We start from the raw sequence: 17,572 nt of genomic DNA on the forward strand, positions 1-17,572 counted from the left end.
TTTATCGCTGCGGAAGGTAACGCAGCGGGTTTACGGATTTCCCCTTGTAACGAATTTCAAAATGCAAGCGTACTGAACTGGTTCCGGTGCTACCCATGGTAGCGATCTGTTGACCCGCCTTGACCTCTTGTTGTTCCCGGACCAGCATAGTGTCATTATGGGCATAGGCGCTCAGGTAATCATCGTCGTGTTTGATGATGATCAGATTACCGTACCCGCGCAAAGCGTTGCCCGCATACACGACGCGCCCTGAAACGGTCGCCATGATCGGTTGCCCACGAGTGCCAGCGATATCAATCCCTTTGTTTCCCCCCTCCGACGCGGAGAAACTATCTATGACTTTCCCCTCAGTAGGCCAACGCCAGCTGCCGACAGCAGGAGCACTGCTTTCAACAGCCGCTGGGGCGCTCACAGGAGCCGTCACGGCAGCTACAGTGGAAGGCAACATCTTACCTACATTCTGTTTACCCGAATTTCCAGAATACGCATTAGTTGACTGAGAATCAACCTGCGTTGTTTGAATTTGCGTCATTGATGGCGGCTGAGGTACGCCGCCACGCGTGGCATCGGAAGGTGCCAGCATACCACCGCTGCTGCTGCCCGCGCTGCCTGCCAGCATGCCTCCGCCTCCGGTCGTTCCGCTGCTCACAGGCGCGGAAGAACCGTCACTCACCTGAAGTACCTGTCCGACATTCAAGCTATAGGGCTCAGCGACATTATTGCGCTGGGCCAGCTCGCGATAATCACTGCCGGTTATCCAGGCGATGTAGAACAACGTATCACCGCGTTTTACCGTATAAGTGCTGCCGCCGTAGCTGCCTTTGGGAATGGCGTTATAGCTACGGTTGTAGACAATACGGCCATCGCGCGTGGTGATCGGCGCATCGCCGGAAGATGATATATTAGAAGGCGCAGTCGCGAGCATTCCACCGCGGCTGCTGCTATTGCCCTGACCGCCCACGCTGCTGATTGGAGCGGGTTTGCTGTCGTTATTGGAACATCCCGCCAACCCCAGAATAATTGCCGTGCATGCCGCCATCTGACGCAGTGTTCTCGTTTGGCTTCCCATGCGCCTTGCTCCCCTATAACCGTAACACTAATTCAATACCTTAATGAGACCACTCAGGGTCCACCCTGTCATCACCGCATTAGCACCCACTCAATGCTAACAATATCAACATGTTCTCACTATGACAGGGTTTTATTGAACTACGTTCTATTGAAATAAATCGTAAATGACTGATACCCAAAACGTGCTTGCAAAGGTATCAGGCTAGTTCGCCTTTGACCAGTGGAACAAATTTAACCGTTTCAATGGTATTAACCACAAATTCGCCTCCGTGGCGTTGTATGCGTTGTAACGTTTGCGACTGTTCTCCCACCGGGAGCACCATAATGCCCCCTTCATCCAATTGCGCTATCAGCGCATTCGGAATTTCAGGCGCCGCCGCCGTCACAATAATGGCATCAAACGGGCCGCGTGACGGCCAGCCTTGCCAGCCATCACCGTGCCGGGTGGAAACATTATGCAGATCCAGCTGCTTCAACCGTCGTTTAGCCTGCCACTGCAACCCTTTGATACGCTCAACGGAAAAAACCTGCTTTACCAAATGCGCCAAAACCGCCGTTTGGTAGCCGGACCCGGTGCCAATTTCAAGCACGCGAGACGCGGGCGTCAATTGCAACAGGTCCGTCATGCGAGCAACCATATAAGGCTGAGAGATGGTTTGACCGGAGCCTATCGGCAGCGCGGTATTTTCATAAGCCTTATGCTCAAAGGCTTCGTCGACAAAACGCTCACGCGGCACAGCCTCGATAGCCTTAAGCAATCGCTCGTCATGAATGCCCTGCTGACGCAACAATGTCAGCATCGTTTGCATGCGCTTGTTCACCCTATCCCGTCAGCCTCAGTCGTGATTAACGTCTTCATCACTTTACTCAATAACAGCAATGCCTTGCCGTGAGCTCGCATCCTTGTTGCATAGGTACTACATCAGTACTACATCAAATTACAGCATCTCAATCAGCGATATCCATCTGCTCCAGCGGCGTGATGAGTTCGCGCACAACGCTGGTGGCAAAGCTGCCCGCCGGTAGCCAGAAATCCAGCGTGACCGACGTTTCATCCAGCCAAGACCAGCACATCTGCTGCGGATACAGCAGCGCGGCACGACGCGCAACCTCGACCCGTTCGCGACGCAGCAATCCAAGCAGCGTCTCGTGCCCCGCCAAGCAACGCTGTTCAAACGCCAACGCGTCACCCTGAGTGCCAGGATCGCCATCGCCGGGCAGCGGAGCCGTCACGCACAGCTCACGCTGATCAACGCGCGTTTGCAGTATCGTCACTTCATCTCCATTTGCCACAAACCAACTGCCACGCCCGGCGAGTTGCAGCGCATCACCTTCCAGCACCTGCGTTGCCAACCCCTGACTCAAACGTTGGCTCACAATGAGATTGAACAGCGCGCTACGACTGGCCGACAGATAGAAGCTACGCTTGCTGCGCTCACTGACGCGAATCTCTTCTCTGGCCCAACGTGCCGCCTGAATCAGGTTGTTGCCACCGCGACCGAAGCGCTGACTGCCAAAATAGTTCGGCACGCCCTGTTCGACAATCGCGGCTAGCCGTGCCTCGACGGCAGCACGGTCGCTAATATTGCGCAGCGTCAGCGTAAACTGATTTCCGCGCAACGCACCGATACGCAGTTTGCGCCGATGACGGGCACTGTTAAGGATTTCACACCCTTCAAGCGCAAACGCGGAGAAATCTAGTAACGCTTTGCCCGGCACATGCACGCAAAACCACTGCTCCGTCACCGCATGCCGGTCTTTCAAGCCAGCATAACTCACGGCACGCGCGGGAATACGGGCGAATTTCGCCAACGCTTCCGCCACAAACTAGGTGTTGCAGCCACGTTTACGTACCTGAACCAGCACATGTTCGCCATCGCCGTCCGGCGCAAAACCCAGCTCTTCCACTACGCGGAAATCATCGGCGGTTGCTTTGAGCATCCCTGTCGCCTGCGGTTCACCATGCAGCCAGAACAGGCTTTCCATGTTGAGCGTAGCGGGTTCTTGCTGCATTACCATGCGACCACTGCGCTCCGTTCATCTTTCACCAACAGCGCAACCGCTTCACAGGCAATTCCTTCGCCACGCCCGGTAAATCCGAGCTGCTCAGTGGTGGTGGCTTTTACGTTGACATCATCCATATGGCAGTGAAGATCTTCAGCCAGATTCACCCGCATTTGCGGAATGTGCGGGGCCATTTTCGGCGCTTGCGCAATGATAGTGACATCCAGATTGCCCAGTCGATAGCCTTTTTCTTGTATCCGCTGCCACGCCTGGCGCAGCAGTTCGCGGCTATCCGCGCCTTTGTAGGCGGGATCGGTGTCGGGAAACAGTTTACCGATATCGCCGAGCGCCGCCGCACCGAGCAGCGCATCAGTTACCGCATGCAGCAACACATCCCCATCAGAATGCGCCAACAATCCCTGAGGGTAAGGAATACGAACCCCGCCGATCACCAATGGGCCTTCGCCGCCCAGTTTGTGGACATCAAAACCGTGACCAATACGCATGGGGTTATTCTCCTTGATTATCGAATGGTTATGAAACATGAGATCTATACCCGTGATACTTCAAGTTGCCAGTGTGTTGGCTACGCTCATTCCCGCGAATCACTTACCTCTGTAAGCCTATCGGGATTCACACGCTTGGCGGTGCCAATCGCGCCAGGTAGAACTCGGCCAGCGCCAAATCCTCTGGACCCGTTACTTTAATATTATTAGCGCGCCCTGCAACAATCTGTGGATGATAGCCGCAAAACTCCAGCGCAGACGCTTCATCGGTCACGACAGCACCTTGTTGTAACGCGCACTCCAGGCAATCTTGTAATAATAACCGTGGAAACAGTTGCGGCGTCAAAGCATGCCATAAATCGCGGCGATCAACCGTGTGCTCAATCGCCTCACCCTGGCTACGTTTCATGGTATCTCGCACCGGTGCAGCAAGAATACCGCCCACGTCGCAGTGCCGGATAAGCTGTAACAAGCGATCCAGATCCTGAAGATGTAAACACGGGCGGGCGGCGTCATGCACCAACACCCAGGGCGCATCGCTGACCGCGCGCAAGCCGGCCAGCACCGAATCAGCCCGCTGTTTGCCGCCGAACACCACGCTGATGCGCGGGTCTTGTGCCAACGGCAAGGCGCTAAAGCGCCAGTCGTCAGGGCTGATAACCACCACGGCACGCTGAATGTGTGGATGCTGAAACAACGCAGCCAACGTGTGTTCCAGCAGCGTTTTTCCATGGAGGGTGAGATATTGCTTTGGACAGTCGCACTCCATTCTGCTGCCGTTTCCGGCGGCGGGCAGAACGGCGACAACCTCAGGTAAGGAGACCAGCGGTTCAGACATGGGTTAACGTGACGTCATAGGGTTAGAAGATTACAGGGCGTTAGATGCGCCAGAATTCGCAGAGGAAGGCGCCGTCGCCGCACGACGACCGGATTGATCCGGCACCAGACGATAGAAGCTCTCACCCGGTTTGATCATGCCCAGTTCATTGCGCGCACGCTCTTCAATGGCCTCTTGCCCACCGTTAAGATCGTCGATTTCCGCAAACAGCTGTTCGTTCCGGGCTTTGAGCTTGCCGTTGTTGCCCTGTTGGACAGCCACGTCGTCTTTAACCCGAACATAGTCATGAATGCCATTTTTACCCAGCCACAGCGAATATTGCAGCCAACCGAGCAAAATCAATAATAACAGCGTTAGCTTTCCCATCCCGCCCCCTGAAAAACCGCCTAATCATCCCATAACTTTGCCTTCGACTCCATATTATCAGGGCGGATTAACGCACCTGAGTACGGTTCATTTGGTGTAAAGCGGGTAACCCGAGCCATAAAAGCGTTGTTGCAGAGCGAGAGAAGAAACACGAGGAACGGTGCGCGCGAGGAGATACCAGTCACATTTGTTAAACGTCTGTAACAAATAGCGGCGATTTACGCCGCACCTCACCACCCGGTGATCAGTGAAAACACCAACCAGAACAGACAGACAATCACTGCGCCGCTGCACAACACCATCAGCGTCATATTGCCTTTGAAAATCACACTGAAAAACACGCCGATCAGCACGGAGGGCGGCATCAGTGCCAAAAAAAACGGCCAGGTGTAGAGCATAAAAAACAGCGTAGTATTCGAGCCATAGACCCAAATCGGCACCACAAAGGCCAGCCAGTAGAAAGAAAAACCGGCGATAGCACCCATTGACGGGTAGATACGTTCATCTTCACGCACCACACGCTTTTTACACACCGATAACTGCGTTACGTTCTGCATAGTCTACCCTGTAACACTCCGCCCCACTGCGAAAGGCAGTGACACCTGACAGAGCAAATCAGACTTTGATAATAGCTCGACTGTGCAGCAGATCTAATAACTGATCGGTCAAATTTGTTACCAATTGTTCGCCCTCCAAGCGCAGTTCGGGCGCGTGTGGCGGCTCATAGACGGCATCGATACCGGTAAAATTGGTCAGCGTGCCGGCGCGTGCTTTCTTATACAATCCTTTAGGATCGCGCGCTTCGCACACGGCCAACGGGGTATCGACAAACACTTCGATAAACTTTCCTTCCGGCAACGATTCGCGCACCATCTGGCGCTCCGCGCGATGAGGCGAAATAAACGCCGTCAGCACCACCAGTCCGGCATCCACCATCAGGCTGGCCACTTCGCCCACACGTCGGATATTCTCGCGCCGATCGGCATCGGAGAAGCCCAGATCGCGGCACAACCCGTGGCGCACATTGTCGCCATCAAGCAAATAGGTGCTGACGCCGAGTTGGTGTAAGCGCTGTTCCAGTTGCCCTGCCAGCGTGGACTTTCCCGACCCTGACAGACCTGTAAACCAGATAACCGCCCCTTGGTGGCGGTGCAACCGCTCCCGATCGCGGCGTGCCACCGGGTGATCGTGCCAGACAATGTTGTCATCTTGAGTGTTGTCATCACGATTACCATCAACGGCGTGATACTTCTCTTCGGGAGGCAACGCCATGCTACTTCCCTCCCAGCAGGTCGCTCGCACCCCAATGCGGGAAGTGGCGGCGCACCAACGCATTCAGCTCTAGCTCAAATGCACTGTAGGCAGACGCATCCTGCGCCACCTGAGCAATCGCCTCGCGCACCAGGCCGGCACCAACAGTCACGTTGCTCAGTCTGTCGATAAAAATCATACCTCCCATGGTGGCATTTTGCTGATAGGGCTCCAGCAGCAGCGGCTCATCAAAGGTCAAATCCACCAGACCAATGCCGTTCAACGGCAAACTCTCTGTCACACGCTGCGTCAGCGAATTGATCTCAACCTGATACTGAATATTGTCCACTCGCGCGCGGTTTTTTTTGCCTGCAACCTTGATGTCATAGCTGTGTCCCGGCACCAAGGGTTGCTCCGCCATCCACACCACATCGACCTGCGCATGCTGCACCGCACGCAGATTATCCGTTTCCGGCACCAACAGATCGCCACGGCTGATGTCCACTTCATCGGCCAGCACCAGCGTGATCGCCTCCCCCGAATGCGCCTGTTGCAAGTCGCCATCAAAGGTCACGATGCGTGCCACAGAGGAGGTCACACCCGACGGCAGCGCCCTCACGCGCTGCCCGACCTGCACCACGCCGGAGGCCAGCGTTCCGGCATAACCGCGAAAATCCAGGTTAGGCCGATTCACATACTGCACCGGGAAACGCATCGGCTGCGTATCGCTCTGGCGCGTGATATCCACCGTTTCCAGTACGTCCAGCAGCGTCGGGCCGCTGTACCACGGCATGGTGGTGCTCGGCGTCGCAACGTTATCGCCATCCAGCGCAGAAATAGGCACAAAGGTCACCTGCAACGATGACGGAAGCTGCTGGGCAAAATCGAGATAATCCTGCTTGAACTGCTCAAATACCGTTTGCTGGTAGTCCACCAGATCCATTTTGTTCACTGCGACCACCAGATGGCGGATGCCAAGCAACGTGGCAATAAAGCTATGGCGGCAGGTTTGATCCAGTACACCTTTGCGCGCGTCGATCAACAGGATCGCCAGATCGCAGGTCGAGGCCCCGGTCGCCATATTACGGGTGTACTGCTCATGACCGGGGGTATCGGCAATAATGAATTTGCGTCTTTCCGTGGAGAAATAGCGGTAAGCGACATCGATGGTAATGCCTTGCTCACGCTCGGCCTGCAAACCGTCCACCAGCAACGCCAGATCCAGCTTCTCCCCTTGTGTGCCTAACCGCTTGCTGTCGTTGTGTAACGTGGAAAGCTGATCTTCGTATATCTGACGCGTGTCATGCAGCAAACGGCCAATCAAGGTACTTTTGCCGTCATCCACGCTGCCGCAGGTCAGAAAACGCAGTAAACTTTTGTGCTGCTGCGCGTGCAAATAGGCTTCGACGCCACCCTGATCGGCAATCTGTTGTGCAATGCTTTGGTTCATTTGACGATTCCTTAGAAATACCCTTGACGCTTTTTCAGTTCCATCGATCCGGCCTGATCCCGGTCAATGACGCGCCCTTGCCGTTCGCTGGTGGTCGAGATCAGCATCTCTTCAATAATTTCCGGCAGCGTCTGCGCGTGTGATTCCACCGCGCCGGTCAGCGGCCAGCAGCCGAGGGTACGGAAGCGCACCATACGCTGTTCGATAACCTCGCCCGGTTGCAGATCGATACGATCGTCATCCACCATCAGCAACATGCCATCACGCTCCAGCACCGGACGCGGGGCGGCCAGATAGAGCGGCACAATGTCAATATTTTCCAGATAAATGTATTGCCAGATATCCAGTTCCGTCCAGTTGGAGAGCGGAAACACGCGAATGCTTTCCCCTTTGTTAATCTGGCCGTTGTAGTTATGCCACAGCTCTGGGCGCTGATTTTTCGGGTCCCAGCGATGAAACCGGTCACGGAAGGAGTAAATACGCTCTTTGGCGCGAGATTTCTCTTCATCACGTCGTGCCCCACCGAACGCGGCATCAAAGCCGTATTTATCCAGCGCCTGCTTCAACGCTTCGGTTTTCATGATATCGGTGTGTTTGGCACTGCCGTGTACAAACGGGTTAATCCCTAACGCTTCGCCTTGGGGGTTACGGTGCACCAGCAGTTCGCAACCATAGGCTTTCGCGGTGCGATCGCGGAAGTTATACATCTCACGAAACTTCCACCCGGTATCCACATGCAGCAGCGGAAACGGCAACGTGCCGGGGTAGAATGCCTTGCGCGCCAGATGCAGCATGACGGAAGAATCTTTACCAATGGAGTACATCATCACCGGATTACTGAATTCTGCCGCCACTTCGCGGATGATATGTATGCTTTCCGCTTCAAGCTGTCGCAGATGCGTCAGTCGTTTCTCGTCCATAACCCTTCCTCAAGCCAAATTCACGAGCGCAGAACGTCCGGTTTGCCCGGTCTCCTGCGCCTGTAGACCAAACCAGTCGAGCTGATGGTGCAGTGCAACCACCTCGCCAATCACCAATAATGCCGGCGTCGGCGCCTGATGCGCCAAGGCCTCCAACTGTGCCAGCGTGCCGATGTTCACGGACTGATCCGCTCGCGTACCACGGCTAATCACCGCCACTGGCGTATCCGGTGCACGCCCATGGGCGATCAATTGCTGGCTGATTTCCGCCGCTTTCACCGTGCCCATATAGATAGCGAGCGTCTGACGCCCCCGCGCCAGCGTGGACCAATCGAGCGCTTCCCCGTCGGGACGACAGTGCCCGGTAATAAACAGTACGCTTTGTGCGTAATCACGGTGGGTGAGCGGGATACCGGCATAAGCGGTAACGCCAGCCGCCGCCGTGATTCCCGGTACGATTTGGAAGGGAATCCCGGCTTTTGCCAGGTATTGCACTTCCTCACCGCCGCGTCCAAAGATAAACGGATCGCCGCCTTTCAGTCGCACCACGCGTTTACCGCTCGATGCCAACGTAAACAGCAGACGGTTGATCTCCCCCTGCGGCAATGAGTGTGCGGAGGCGCGCTTGCCGACGCAGATTTTCTCCGCATCACGGCGCACCAACTCCAGAACTTCCGGGCTCACCAGATGGTCATAGAGCACCACATCCGCCAATTGGATAAGTTGTAAACCACGCAAGGTCAACAAACCGGCGTCTCCCGGCCCGGCGCCCACAAGCGCTACATCCCCCGGCACCTGCTGCGGTTGATCCAACTGCTGGCGCAGGGTTTCCTCAGCCACCGCCTGTTGCCCGGCGGCTATCTGGTCAGCAAAAGGGCTATTAAACAGCCGCTCCCAAAACTGACGGCGCGCACGCATCGAATGAAACCGCTCTTTGACGCGATCGCGCCATTCCCCTGCCACTCGGGCCATATCGCCCAAACTGGCAGGCAGCAATGCTTCCAGCTTCTCGCGCAGTAAACGCGCCAAAACCGGCGCTTGTCCGCCCGACGAAATCGCCACCACTAACGGCGAACGATCGACAATAGACGGAAAAATAAACGAGCATTTGGGCTGGTCATCCACCACGTTAACCAGGCGATAGCGCTGCTGCGCCGCTTGAGACACCGCCGCGTTCAACGCCACGTCATCGGTGGCGGCGATCACCAGGAAGGCCTTATCTACCTGTTCTGGGGAAAACGCCTGAGCCAGCCAGTGCAACTGACCGGCGTTGTGCTTTGCCAATAGCGGCTCTGCCAGGGATTTGGCCACCACATGCACGTCGGCACCCGCACGCAACAGCAAATCAATCTTGCGCGTTGCTACCTCACCACCGCCGACCACCAACACTACGCGCTGCTTCACGTCAGCGAACAAAGGGAGATAGTTCACAATCGCCTTAACAAAGTTAAAAATTGGATAAGTAGACTATACGGTGCTGTAGGAAGGGTTATGAAATGCCGAATTGGAATGATAAGTTCCGTAATGGAATAACAGCGGGGCAGGACGCGCAACTTAATGCTTATCGATTGATTTTGATGGGATTATAAAAATATATTTAGGCTCACACAGCGAGGATATCACCGCTGCGAGAAAAAATTTCAGGTTGAGGGATTATGCGCCAAACCCAGTCAGGTCGGCCATCTCTGACCGACCTGGGGGTCATTCACACTGGCGCTGAGGTTTCCAAAATAACGTCGCTTTCAACCTCATTGGGCACCGTTTCAACTACCGCCTTCTGTACTTCAACCTCCGGCATTTGTACCCGTACCGAGATAAAGGTGTCGTGCGGAATATCGATCGGGTCGCCGTTGGCGTAGCCTTCAATCTCGTTACGTGCGACCACCGGCGCATCCGGGTGTGGCCGATGATAGGTTCGAATGACGATAGAGCCATCCGGGTTTATCTGCGACCTGCCCTCATCGCCGCCATAGTCCACCCACAGGCGCGGTAACTTGTTGCGGCACATCGGCACATCGATACCGCCCTCATCACCGCCCCAGGCGCGATCGGCATTCAGGCCCAAACAGCCGAAAATGCGGTACACGCCTTCGCTCAGGCGTTCGGTGGTGATGCCTTCGGCTTCGCTGGTGAGTTCGCTGGTGCCATCGGCAAATAGCTTCACTACCGGGCTTGCTGTTTTCCAGAAGCCGTTGGCGTCGGCTACGGCGTTAAGGCCTCTTGCCAAAATAGGTCGGTTGACGCCATCTCGCCTAACATATGCAAGTCTGCCAGCGGCGATAGTTATCCTTGCGCTACCATCTTCCGCGGCTTTGTTGAATAAATCAGAATTAGCCGACAGGATGACTCCCTCTGCTACACCTGTTATCCGATCCTGACGCTGTGTGGCATACCCAACAACGTCATACGATTCAGCGCTTTGACCATCGCCATGGCTTCACCCACCTGAGCATCGTATAGCCAAGCGACTTAATTTTGATTACACCATATGGACTGAGAACAAACTCTCTGTATCGCAACCCATCTCTCTTTTTTTGCTTTTTGCTTGTGCCCATTTATGCTCAATTGGGTTAAGATCTGGCGAATATGTAGGCAAATACTCCACCATATACCCTGCATCGATGATGACTTGTTGAATATTATGTTTTTTGTGAAAAGTGGCATTGTCCATCATGATTACACTGTTTTTAGGGAGTACTGGGATAAGGACTTGTGTGACCCAGGCATAGAAAACATCGCTGTTAATATTGATATCAAATAATCCGATAGCAAACAGCGTTGTGCCTAATAAAGCGCCGATAACATTTGTTCTTCCCCTAGCTCCCCAGTTCTTCAGGCCAAAACACCGTTGACCTTTTGGGGAATAGCCGTGAGTCCGTGGGGCATCGTGTGAAAAACCACTTTCATCAATAAAAACAATAGGTTTACCTTCTTTTTCATACTGTTGTTTTTTTTGTTGAAATCCCTGCCGGGCGTTTTCGTCGGCTTTCGGATGACGTAGAGTTTTTTTTATAGGTCAATCCCAGCTTTTTAAGCGCTTGCCAAATGGCCTTCTGACAAACGCCAAAACGCTCTGCACGTTCTTTTTGGTAAGCATCTGGATATTGTTCAACATCTTTTATCAACTCGGATTTATCGATCTTTCGCTGACGCGTGGTCGATGCTTTTGACTCTATTTGATTAATCCAACGCGATACAGAGGCAGGGCCAATCCGAAATTGCTTCGCTGTTTCTCGGATACTCAACCCTTCGTTTTTCCGTGTAGATATCACTTTACGTCTAAAATCAATTGAATAGCTCATTTAAATAATGTAATCAAAATTAAGTCGTTTAGCTATAGTTACGCAGGCTCAGGTGGCCACCCAGCAAAGTTTTTATGCGGAACATCGCTGTTTCTGCCACTGAACGCCGGTGATAACCCACTTTCTTTTTCCACATATCATTACTCCCGCTCAGACGCTGATTCGCCACCGCATGGTTACGTTCATAGTACTTGTCCGGCCAGTATTTCGCTCCGCTTCGCGGCGGGATAAGGGGCCTGATTTTCTTTCTCAGCAACGCATCGTGGCAGTAACGGGCGTCATAAGCACCGTCTGCTGACACTTCCCTGATTTTTCGGTGGGTTTGGTTAATCAGGCCCGGCAGTGCCTGCGCATCTGTCGTTCCGCTGAGCGATAAGTCGGCACAGATAATCTCATGCGTCGCACTGTCTGCTGCCAGATGAAGCTTGCGCCACACTCTTCGTCTGTCAGCCCCATGCTGCCTGACTTTCCATTCACCTTCGCCAAAGACCTTCAGACCGGTACTGTCGATGACCAGATGCGAGATTTCACCACGCGTTGGCGTTTTTATGCTGATACTGACGGTTTTTGCCCGCCGACTGACCAGAGAGTAGTCCGGGCAGCGCAGTGGCAGGCTCATCAGTGTAAAAACCGAGTCGACAAAGCCCTGTAATGCCCGGAGCGACAGGTTAAACACGCGCTTTATCATCAAAACCGTGGTAACAGCCATATCGGTGTAGTAAAGCGGCCGACCACGACCTTCAGGCGAAGCACTGTCAGTCCATGCAGCGATGGCGGACTCATCAAGCCAGACCGTCAGGGAGCCGCGTTGTCTGAGTGCTTTGTTGTAGGTGGGCCAGTTGGTGATTTTAAACTTTTGCTTTGCCATGGGGAGCTGCTATCGGGAGCGATGATAGTGCTCTGATCCGGCGATCCCCTGAAAGTTCGATTTATTCAACAAAGCCATCTTCCGCTAAAACCAGGCCGCTTCCTGATGTTGAATGCTGATTTGCGAAAGTGACGTCATATGTTGAATCTCCCTTGACAATGTACCAATGCGCCGTGTCATTGGCTTTTTAACCGCGAATAAAACAGCTTACACTGTCATCAAGCGCCTTTATTTGTAAAGCCTCAGAACTTCTATTAAAGATTTTCTTACCGCCGATCGTTTGGTCCATGCCTGTAGTCATTACCGTGTAGCCGCCCCATTGGAGCGAAGCGGCAACGATATTCATAGTCCCTTGGCCGATTGTCGCTGAGCCGCCAGAGGTAATCATGCGCACGTCATAATCGGAATCGTTGCCGCTGGTTTGGAAATCGATAAACGATGAACTAGCGGCATCTGTACGACCAATTTCTACGCCGGTATTTCCAGATGTTGGGCGTATGGTTAGATTTGTAGTATTAAGGGCACCTGTAAAGTTTTTTGTTCCGGTAAAGGTTTGTGCGGTATTTAAAGTTGCGAATTCGCACCATGTACCAACGGCGTTATTCTCTATTGTCCTGTAGCGAAACGACGGCGCGCTGTTTCTTACATCAACCCAAATTTGAGCACCGTAGGTGCTGGCTGGATTACCAAACAAGTTTTGCAGATAACCGCTGTTTGGCACGTCCGATTGCTGAGCCGTTCGGGCGTACCAAACGCCATTCACGCGAAAATCAGAAGCAAGGGTTGCGTCGGGCAACACTTGTGAGTAATCGCGCCCAATACCGCCAGCTAAGCCAGCTACTAAGACATCGCCATTTGCAGCTGAATTTTGCGTTTGTTTTACAAGATTACCGCTTGTCCAATATTCACCCCATGCCGACCATGCATCGGTATTTGAGGCTTTATATCGGATAAATACTCTATTGCTGGCGTGGGTTGTATAACGTTGAATAACACCAACACCAACACCAACACCAACACCAACACCAACACCATTAGCCGCATTGTAAATAACCTCAAGGCTGCCCGCGCTCACTATTGGGTAGTGTCGGGCTAAGGTAGCGTTAGCAGTTGCCCCTTGATCCCATACGCCACGGTAGGCTTGCCCGAATATCGTATCGAGGTCAGCGGTCCCCAATGTTCCGCGAGCGCCGTACATGTCTGCTGGCGTTAGGTTTCGATCTGTCCAAATGTTATAACTCACATAGCCGTTTGCATCACCAGCTTGAATTTTCACCCCACTTGTCGAAACTGACGGGCCTGCGGTCAATAGTGAGTAAGTCCCGTTAACTTTTGTAAACGCGCCCGAACCAAATCGAATAGTTGAAGCGTCAGTGTTTATCCCATCATTTCTAAATGAACGGGATGAATTTGCTAGCGCCCACGCGTGTACAGAAGCAGCGGTGGTCATAGATAAAGTTGCTTGGTCGTCTCGTGTCGGCACAAGACTGGCGCTATTCCAAATTTCAGAGCATACACCCCAAGCGCCACCGGCAAGAAAATATCTGATATAAACACGGGGCGAATTATACGGGAAATACATTTGATGAGCAGCAGTTAACCCATTTGCATTATTCGCAACAACCAGAAGTGAGCCAGCTACTAAAACTGGATAATTTCTAGCGGCTTTTGCATTCCCAGTAGAGTTTTGATACCAAACCCCGTCCTGCTCCCCAGTAATTGTATTTAAATCAACCGTGCCTAAACCGCCACGTTTTCGGTAGGTTGACGTTAAATCAGCCCTTCCGGTCAGCGCTTCATCCCATGCCTTTTGCGAGCGAACGGTGACGGTCTGCCCATCTGGCGTGGTGAGAGTAACGTTCCCTGTTCCGGTTAATATATGCTGCCAACCTGATAGCTGCTGCTGGTATAGCCAACCGACTTAAAAATGATTACAGCCGATGCCCTGATATGTGGCAAAGAAGCATAGCTGGCTGTTATCAAAATAATGTCGCTTAGCTATAATAAGCCAGCGTTGATGCAAACTCATGGGCAAATTGCTCAACCGAAACAGCTGGTGAAGTGGGAATGGCATAGGCTTTACCCGTTCCCGTTGTACCATTGAACGCCGATACCAGCGTTAATTGTGAATCGGATTGCACAGACTCAATTTCATAAATCTGAACAGTTGTCGCTACCGATGTAAAACTGGCCCACCTGCCGATGTAAATCTGACCCACCTAGGGTAAAAATGGCAGTTTTAAGGCACTGCCAATGATGACATTGGAGACCAGAGTGGAGATTCACGTTTTACACCGTCAAGGCATGTCCATCCGCGCCATCGCGCGGCAGCTTTCATGCTCCCGCGAGACCGTTCAACGATATATCCGTAGTCCACTACCGGTGGCTGACATGCGTTACAAGCCGCGTATGCCTACAACATGCAAGCTTGACCCGTTCAAGCCGTATGTTCTCGAGCGCGTTGCTGCTGCCAGACCACAGTGGATACCGGCCAGTGTGCTGCTGCGCGAGATAGGCCAACGGGGATATGATGGCGGCTATAGCATGCTTACCGCATTTCTACACCCCATGAAGCAGCCCGTTACTGAGGCGGTCACGCGCTTTGAGACCGAACCCGGCGTACAGATGCAGGTTGATTTCACCATCGTCAGGCAGGGCCATAACCCGTTGCTGGCCTTCGTCGCTACGCTGGGCTGGAGCCGGGCGACTTTCGTCAAGTTCTACAGCAACCAGGAGTCCGCAGCCTGGTGTGACGGCATTGAGTCTGCACTTAAGTTCTTTGGCGGAACTCCGCATCAGTTGCTGTTCGACAACGCCAAGGCCATCATTATTGAGCGTGATGTCTACGGGCCCGGCAAGCATCGCTGGAACCCACAGCTTATGCAACTGGCTGAGAAGTATGACTTTACGCCTAAAGTTTGCCGTCCCTACCGCGCCAAGACTAAGGGTAAGGTCGAACGGGCTTTGTTGAATAATTTAAGATACTGATTTATATAAGCATTATAAAATTTCAACGACTAATTTTTCCTCTCGGAATGCTTTTTATTGTGCTAACTATTTGATTTGTCGTTCTAACAAAATACATTCTCTGTAAATGCATTCTAACTAAAGAAGATGTAAATCAAACGGTTAAATTATTCAACAAAGCCGGTCGAACGCTTCAACCATTACCTCAAGAACAGCTTTGTTGTGCCGCTTGCCGCCACGTTTCGCCAGGCTGGGCTGATACTGGACGTCCCCGCGGCTAATGCACGCATTGGTGAGTGGTTGATCACCGTTGCCAAGACCCGTAAACATGGCACCACCGCTATTCCGCCTGAACAACGCATGCCGCGTGAGCGGGCTGCGTTGTTGCCATTGCCGAAGATAACACTGGCATTGCCTCCACCGGTACCGGCGAGTTGCTCGCGCCCCATACCCACAGAGAGTCTCCAGCACCCGTTGGCTACGTATCAAGCGCTACTGGAGGTAGAAGCATGAACCTCCAGCATGATCGTATCGCAGCGCTCTGCGAGCAGCTTAAGCTCGATAGATTACCGGCTGAGTGGCCCGCCGTTGCTCAGACGACGATCGACAGCAACGGCACTCATGCCGACTTCCTTGAAGCTGCTTTACAGCTTCAGCATGATGGGCTGAACGAACGGCGCCGGCAGACTATTTTGCGTTTATCAGGCCTACCGGTGATCAAGACGCTGGAGCAGTTTGATTTCGCCTTTGCGAGTGGCGTACCTCGCAGTCATATCCAGGAGTTGGCCGGGCTGGCGTTTATCGAGCGTCAGGAGAACCTGGTCTTGCTGGGTCCGTCCGGGGTAGGTAAAACGCACCTGGCGACAGCACTCGGCTACAGAGCCGCGATGGCCGGAATGAGTATTCGGTTCGTCACAGCCGCAGATCTGATGCTACAGCTGCTCGCATCACATCGTCAGGGGGAGTTAAAAAGCTATCTTAATCGCGTTGTGGGTAAGCCTAAGTTGTTGATCATAGATGAGGTTGGCTACCTTCCCTTCGGTAAAATGGAAGCCAATCTGTTCTTCCAGGTTATCGCTAAACGGTATGAGTCAGGCAGCGTAGTCCTGACCAGCAACCTGCCGTTTACCCAGTGGTCGGGGACATTCGGAGATGATGAAACGCTGACGGCGGCGATGCTGGATCGGCTGCTTCACCATGCGCATATCGCGCAAATCAGCGGTCAAAGCTATCGACTGAAAGATAAGCTGAAAAGCGGTCAGATCCAGAAGAAAACTAAAGCAGCTACGCTCGAGTAATTCAAAGGGGGTGGGTCAGAATTCAATCGGTATTGACAACTAAGAGCAACCTCACTGATACTCATGCCCTGACGCAGCAGCTCACGCGCTTTGCCGATACGGCGCTGCATCAGCCATGCCAGCGGCGGCATACCGGCTTCCTGATGAAAACTGTGCACCAGATGCGCCACGGTAATGTGTTCATCACGCGCCAACGCATCCAGATTGGGCGGTTCTGCCAGGCAATCGAGTAAACGCGCCTTGATGCGTTTGACTCTGCCACCCTCGCTGACCATCTTTAACGGCGCAGAGCTGCCCATGTCGTTGTCCATCAATGCGGCCAGTAGCAGCACCAGCCGCTCCTGATACATCGCGCCATCGCCCGGCTCATCGCTGGGGCTTGCCAATAGTTTCAACTGTTGCGCCAGAACGGGAGTCTGTTGCACGCCTTGTGCAAACTGAAAGGCACGACCAAAGAAATGCTGAAACGCACCGGGTTGAACGTAGAGCGAGCCACATTGCCAGCGCCCATCGCTGTTATCACCGCTTTGTAGCTGATGCGGATTGTAGGTGGTCACCATCAGGGGATCGACATCAAAGGTGTTGCCATCCAGCCAGACATGCTCCACGCCGTTAAGATTGGCGCTAATCACATATTCATCATGAGTATGGCGTGGAAATCCGCCGGTATTTTCTAACAACGCCAGTTCAAACCAGCCATCACGATAGGTGATCATGGATCCACTTCCCCC

General features: G+C 53.3%; 16 protein-coding genes and 4 pseudogenes. 3 read left to right on the forward strand and 17 right to left on the reverse strand.

Translation table 11 applies throughout. From position 1 onward, the window contains the following. Window position 1: 1 nt before the first annotated feature. The 16 genes and pseudogenes from nlpD to ACQGXV_RS06360 form a co-directional block, all read right to left on the reverse strand. Entirely contained in the window at window positions 2-1,069 is a 1,068-nt protein-coding gene (nlpD, locus tag ACQGXV_RS06285; protein ID WP_440865661.1) for a murein hydrolase activator NlpD, read from the reverse strand. A 199-nt stretch (window positions 1,070-1,268) separates the two neighbouring features. After that, window positions 1,269-1,880 carry a protein-L-isoaspartate(D-aspartate) O-methyltransferase gene (locus ACQGXV_RS06290; RefSeq protein WP_264626104.1) on the reverse strand — a complete coding sequence of 204 codons (612 nt, stop codon included), beginning with the start codon at window positions 1,878-1,880 and terminating at the stop codon, window positions 1,269-1,271. A 139-nt stretch (window positions 1,881-2,019) separates the two neighbouring features. Beyond that, window positions 2,020-3,084, reverse strand: a pseudogene (gene truD, locus ACQGXV_RS06295) (tRNA pseudouridine(13) synthase TruD). Further along, a complete protein-coding gene (ispF, locus tag ACQGXV_RS06300) occupies window positions 3,084-3,581 on the reverse strand; it encodes a 2-C-methyl-D-erythritol 2,4-cyclodiphosphate synthase (protein ID WP_440865662.1) in 498 nt (165 codons plus the stop codon). The pseudogene truD and the gene ispF overlap by 1 nt, the downstream one beginning before the upstream one ends. 127 nt (window positions 3,582-3,708) lie before the next feature. Further along, window positions 3,709-4,419, reverse strand: coding sequence for a 2-C-methyl-D-erythritol 4-phosphate cytidylyltransferase (ispD, locus tag ACQGXV_RS06305; protein ID WP_440865664.1), 711 nt, complete (start codon window positions 4,417-4,419; stop codon window positions 3,709-3,711). Between the two features lie 30 nt (window positions 4,420-4,449). Continuing rightward, window positions 4,450-4,785, reverse strand: coding sequence for a cell division protein FtsB (gene ftsB / locus ACQGXV_RS06310; RefSeq protein ID WP_440865665.1), 336 nt, complete (start codon window positions 4,783-4,785; stop codon window positions 4,450-4,452). A gap of 230 nt (window positions 4,786-5,015) precedes the next feature. Beyond that, complete coding sequence (locus tag ACQGXV_RS06315) at window positions 5,016-5,342, reverse strand: DUF3561 family protein (protein WP_440865667.1); 327 nt, start codon at window positions 5,340-5,342, stop codon at window positions 5,016-5,018. 58 nt (window positions 5,343-5,400) lie between these two features. After that, a complete protein-coding gene (gene cysC / locus ACQGXV_RS06320) occupies window positions 5,401-6,120 on the reverse strand; it encodes an adenylyl-sulfate kinase (RefSeq protein ID WP_440865668.1) in 720 nt (239 codons plus the stop codon). Next, entirely contained in the window at window positions 6,059-7,486 is a 1,428-nt protein-coding gene (gene cysN, locus ACQGXV_RS06325; protein ID WP_440865670.1) for a sulfate adenylyltransferase subunit CysN, read from the reverse strand. The genes cysC and cysN overlap by 62 nt, the downstream gene beginning before the upstream one ends. A gap of 11 nt (window positions 7,487-7,497) precedes the next feature. Beyond that, window positions 7,498-8,406, reverse strand: a complete 909-nt coding sequence (gene cysD / locus ACQGXV_RS06330) for a sulfate adenylyltransferase subunit CysD (protein WP_440865671.1) — start codon at window positions 8,404-8,406, stop codon at window positions 7,498-7,500. A 9-nt stretch (window positions 8,407-8,415) separates the two neighbouring features. Beyond that, window positions 8,416-9,837 carry a siroheme synthase CysG gene (gene cysG, locus ACQGXV_RS06335; RefSeq protein ID WP_440865672.1) on the reverse strand — a complete coding sequence of 474 codons (1,422 nt, stop codon included), beginning with the start codon at window positions 9,835-9,837 and terminating at the stop codon, window positions 8,416-8,418. A 274-nt stretch (window positions 9,838-10,111) separates the two neighbouring features. Continuing rightward, window positions 10,112-10,570, reverse strand: a complete 459-nt coding sequence (locus tag ACQGXV_RS06340) for a hypothetical protein (RefSeq protein ID WP_440865673.1) — start codon at window positions 10,568-10,570, stop codon at window positions 10,112-10,114. A gap of 315 nt (window positions 10,571-10,885) precedes the next feature. Then, entirely contained in the window at window positions 10,886-11,419 is a 534-nt protein-coding gene (locus tag ACQGXV_RS06345) for an IS630 family transposase (protein ID WP_440862665.1), read from the reverse strand. After that, window positions 11,343-11,708, reverse strand: coding sequence for an IS630 transposase-related protein (locus ACQGXV_RS06350; RefSeq protein WP_440862584.1), 366 nt, complete (start codon window positions 11,706-11,708; stop codon window positions 11,343-11,345). Before ACQGXV_RS06350 ends, ACQGXV_RS06345 begins: the two co-directional genes overlap by 77 nt. A gap of 34 nt (window positions 11,709-11,742) precedes the next feature. Next, window positions 11,743-12,576: pseudogene (locus tag ACQGXV_RS06355) on the reverse strand (IS5 family transposase); the annotation flags it as partial. Between the two features lie 187 nt (window positions 12,577-12,763). Next, window positions 12,764-14,059 (reverse strand): pyocin knob domain-containing protein, encoded by a 1,296-nt coding sequence (locus ACQGXV_RS06360; RefSeq protein WP_440865674.1) that lies wholly within the window; start codon window positions 14,057-14,059, stop codon window positions 12,764-12,766. A gap of 770 nt (window positions 14,060-14,829) precedes the next feature. On the opposite strand from ACQGXV_RS06360, the pseudogene istA reads away from it, so the two are divergent. From istA to istB, 3 genes and pseudogenes are all read left to right on the forward strand, one after another. Further along, window positions 14,830-15,537: pseudogene (gene istA / locus ACQGXV_RS06365) on the forward strand (IS21 family transposase); the annotation flags it as partial. Between the two features lie 189 nt (window positions 15,538-15,726). Then, window positions 15,727-16,056, forward strand: a pseudogene (locus tag ACQGXV_RS06370) (IS21 family transposase); the annotation flags it as partial. Beyond that, window positions 16,053-16,841 carry an IS21-like element helper ATPase IstB gene (istB, locus tag ACQGXV_RS06375; protein WP_440865675.1) on the forward strand — a complete coding sequence of 263 codons (789 nt, stop codon included), beginning with the start codon at window positions 16,053-16,055 and terminating at the stop codon, window positions 16,839-16,841. The pseudogene ACQGXV_RS06370 and the gene istB, both read left to right, overlap by 4 nt. Here istB and ACQGXV_RS06380 read toward each other — a convergent pair. After that, window positions 16,802-17,557, reverse strand: a complete 756-nt coding sequence (locus ACQGXV_RS06380; protein WP_440865676.1) for an AraC family transcriptional regulator — start codon at window positions 17,555-17,557, stop codon at window positions 16,802-16,804. The genes istB and ACQGXV_RS06380 overlap by 40 nt on opposite strands. Between the last annotated feature and the right edge of the window lie 15 nt (window positions 17,558-17,572).

Origin of the sequence: Symbiopectobacterium purcellii (assembly GCF_052050035.1) — a bacterium.
Taxonomy (GTDB): Bacteria; Pseudomonadota; Gammaproteobacteria; order Enterobacterales; family Enterobacteriaceae; genus Symbiopectobacterium; species Symbiopectobacterium purcellii_A.

Coding starts and splice junctions, on each gene's coding strand:
- nlpD (WP_440865661.1), bottom strand. CDS start 1,069: ATGGGAAGCCAAACGAGAACACTGCGTCAGATGGCGGCATGCACGGCA.
- ACQGXV_RS06290 (WP_264626104.1), bottom strand. CDS start 1,880: ATGCAAACGATGCTGACATTGTTGCGTCAGCAGGGCATTCATGACGAG.
- ispF (WP_440865662.1), bottom strand. CDS start 3,581: ATGCGTATTGGTCACGGTTTTGATGTCCACAAACTGGGCGGCGAAGGC.
- ispD (WP_440865664.1), bottom strand. CDS start 4,419: ATGTCTGAACCGCTGGTCTCCTTACCTGAGGTTGTCGCCGTTCTGCCC.
- ftsB (WP_440865665.1), bottom strand. CDS start 4,785: ATGGGAAAGCTAACGCTGTTATTATTGATTTTGCTCGGTTGGCTGCAA.
- ACQGXV_RS06315 (WP_440865667.1), bottom strand. CDS start 5,342: ATGCAGAACGTAACGCAGTTATCGGTGTGTAAAAAGCGTGTGGTGCGT.
- cysC (WP_440865668.1), bottom strand. CDS start 6,120: ATGCGTTGGTGCGCCGCCACTTCCCGCATTGGGGTGCGAGCGACCTGC.
- cysN (WP_440865670.1), bottom strand. CDS start 7,486: ATGAACCAAAGCATTGCACAACAGATTGCCGATCAGGGTGGCGTCGAA.
- cysD (WP_440865671.1), bottom strand. CDS start 8,406: ATGGACGAGAAACGACTGACGCATCTGCGACAGCTTGAAGCGGAAAGC.
- ACQGXV_RS06350 (WP_440862584.1), bottom strand. CDS start 11,708: ATGAGCTATTCAATTGATTTTAGACGTAAAGTGATATCTACACGGAAA.
- istB (WP_440865675.1), top strand. CDS start 16,053: ATGAACCTCCAGCATGATCGTATCGCAGCGCTCTGCGAGCAGCTTAAG.
- ACQGXV_RS06380 (WP_440865676.1), bottom strand. CDS start 17,557: ATGATCACCTATCGTGATGGCTGGTTTGAACTGGCGTTGTTAGAAAAT.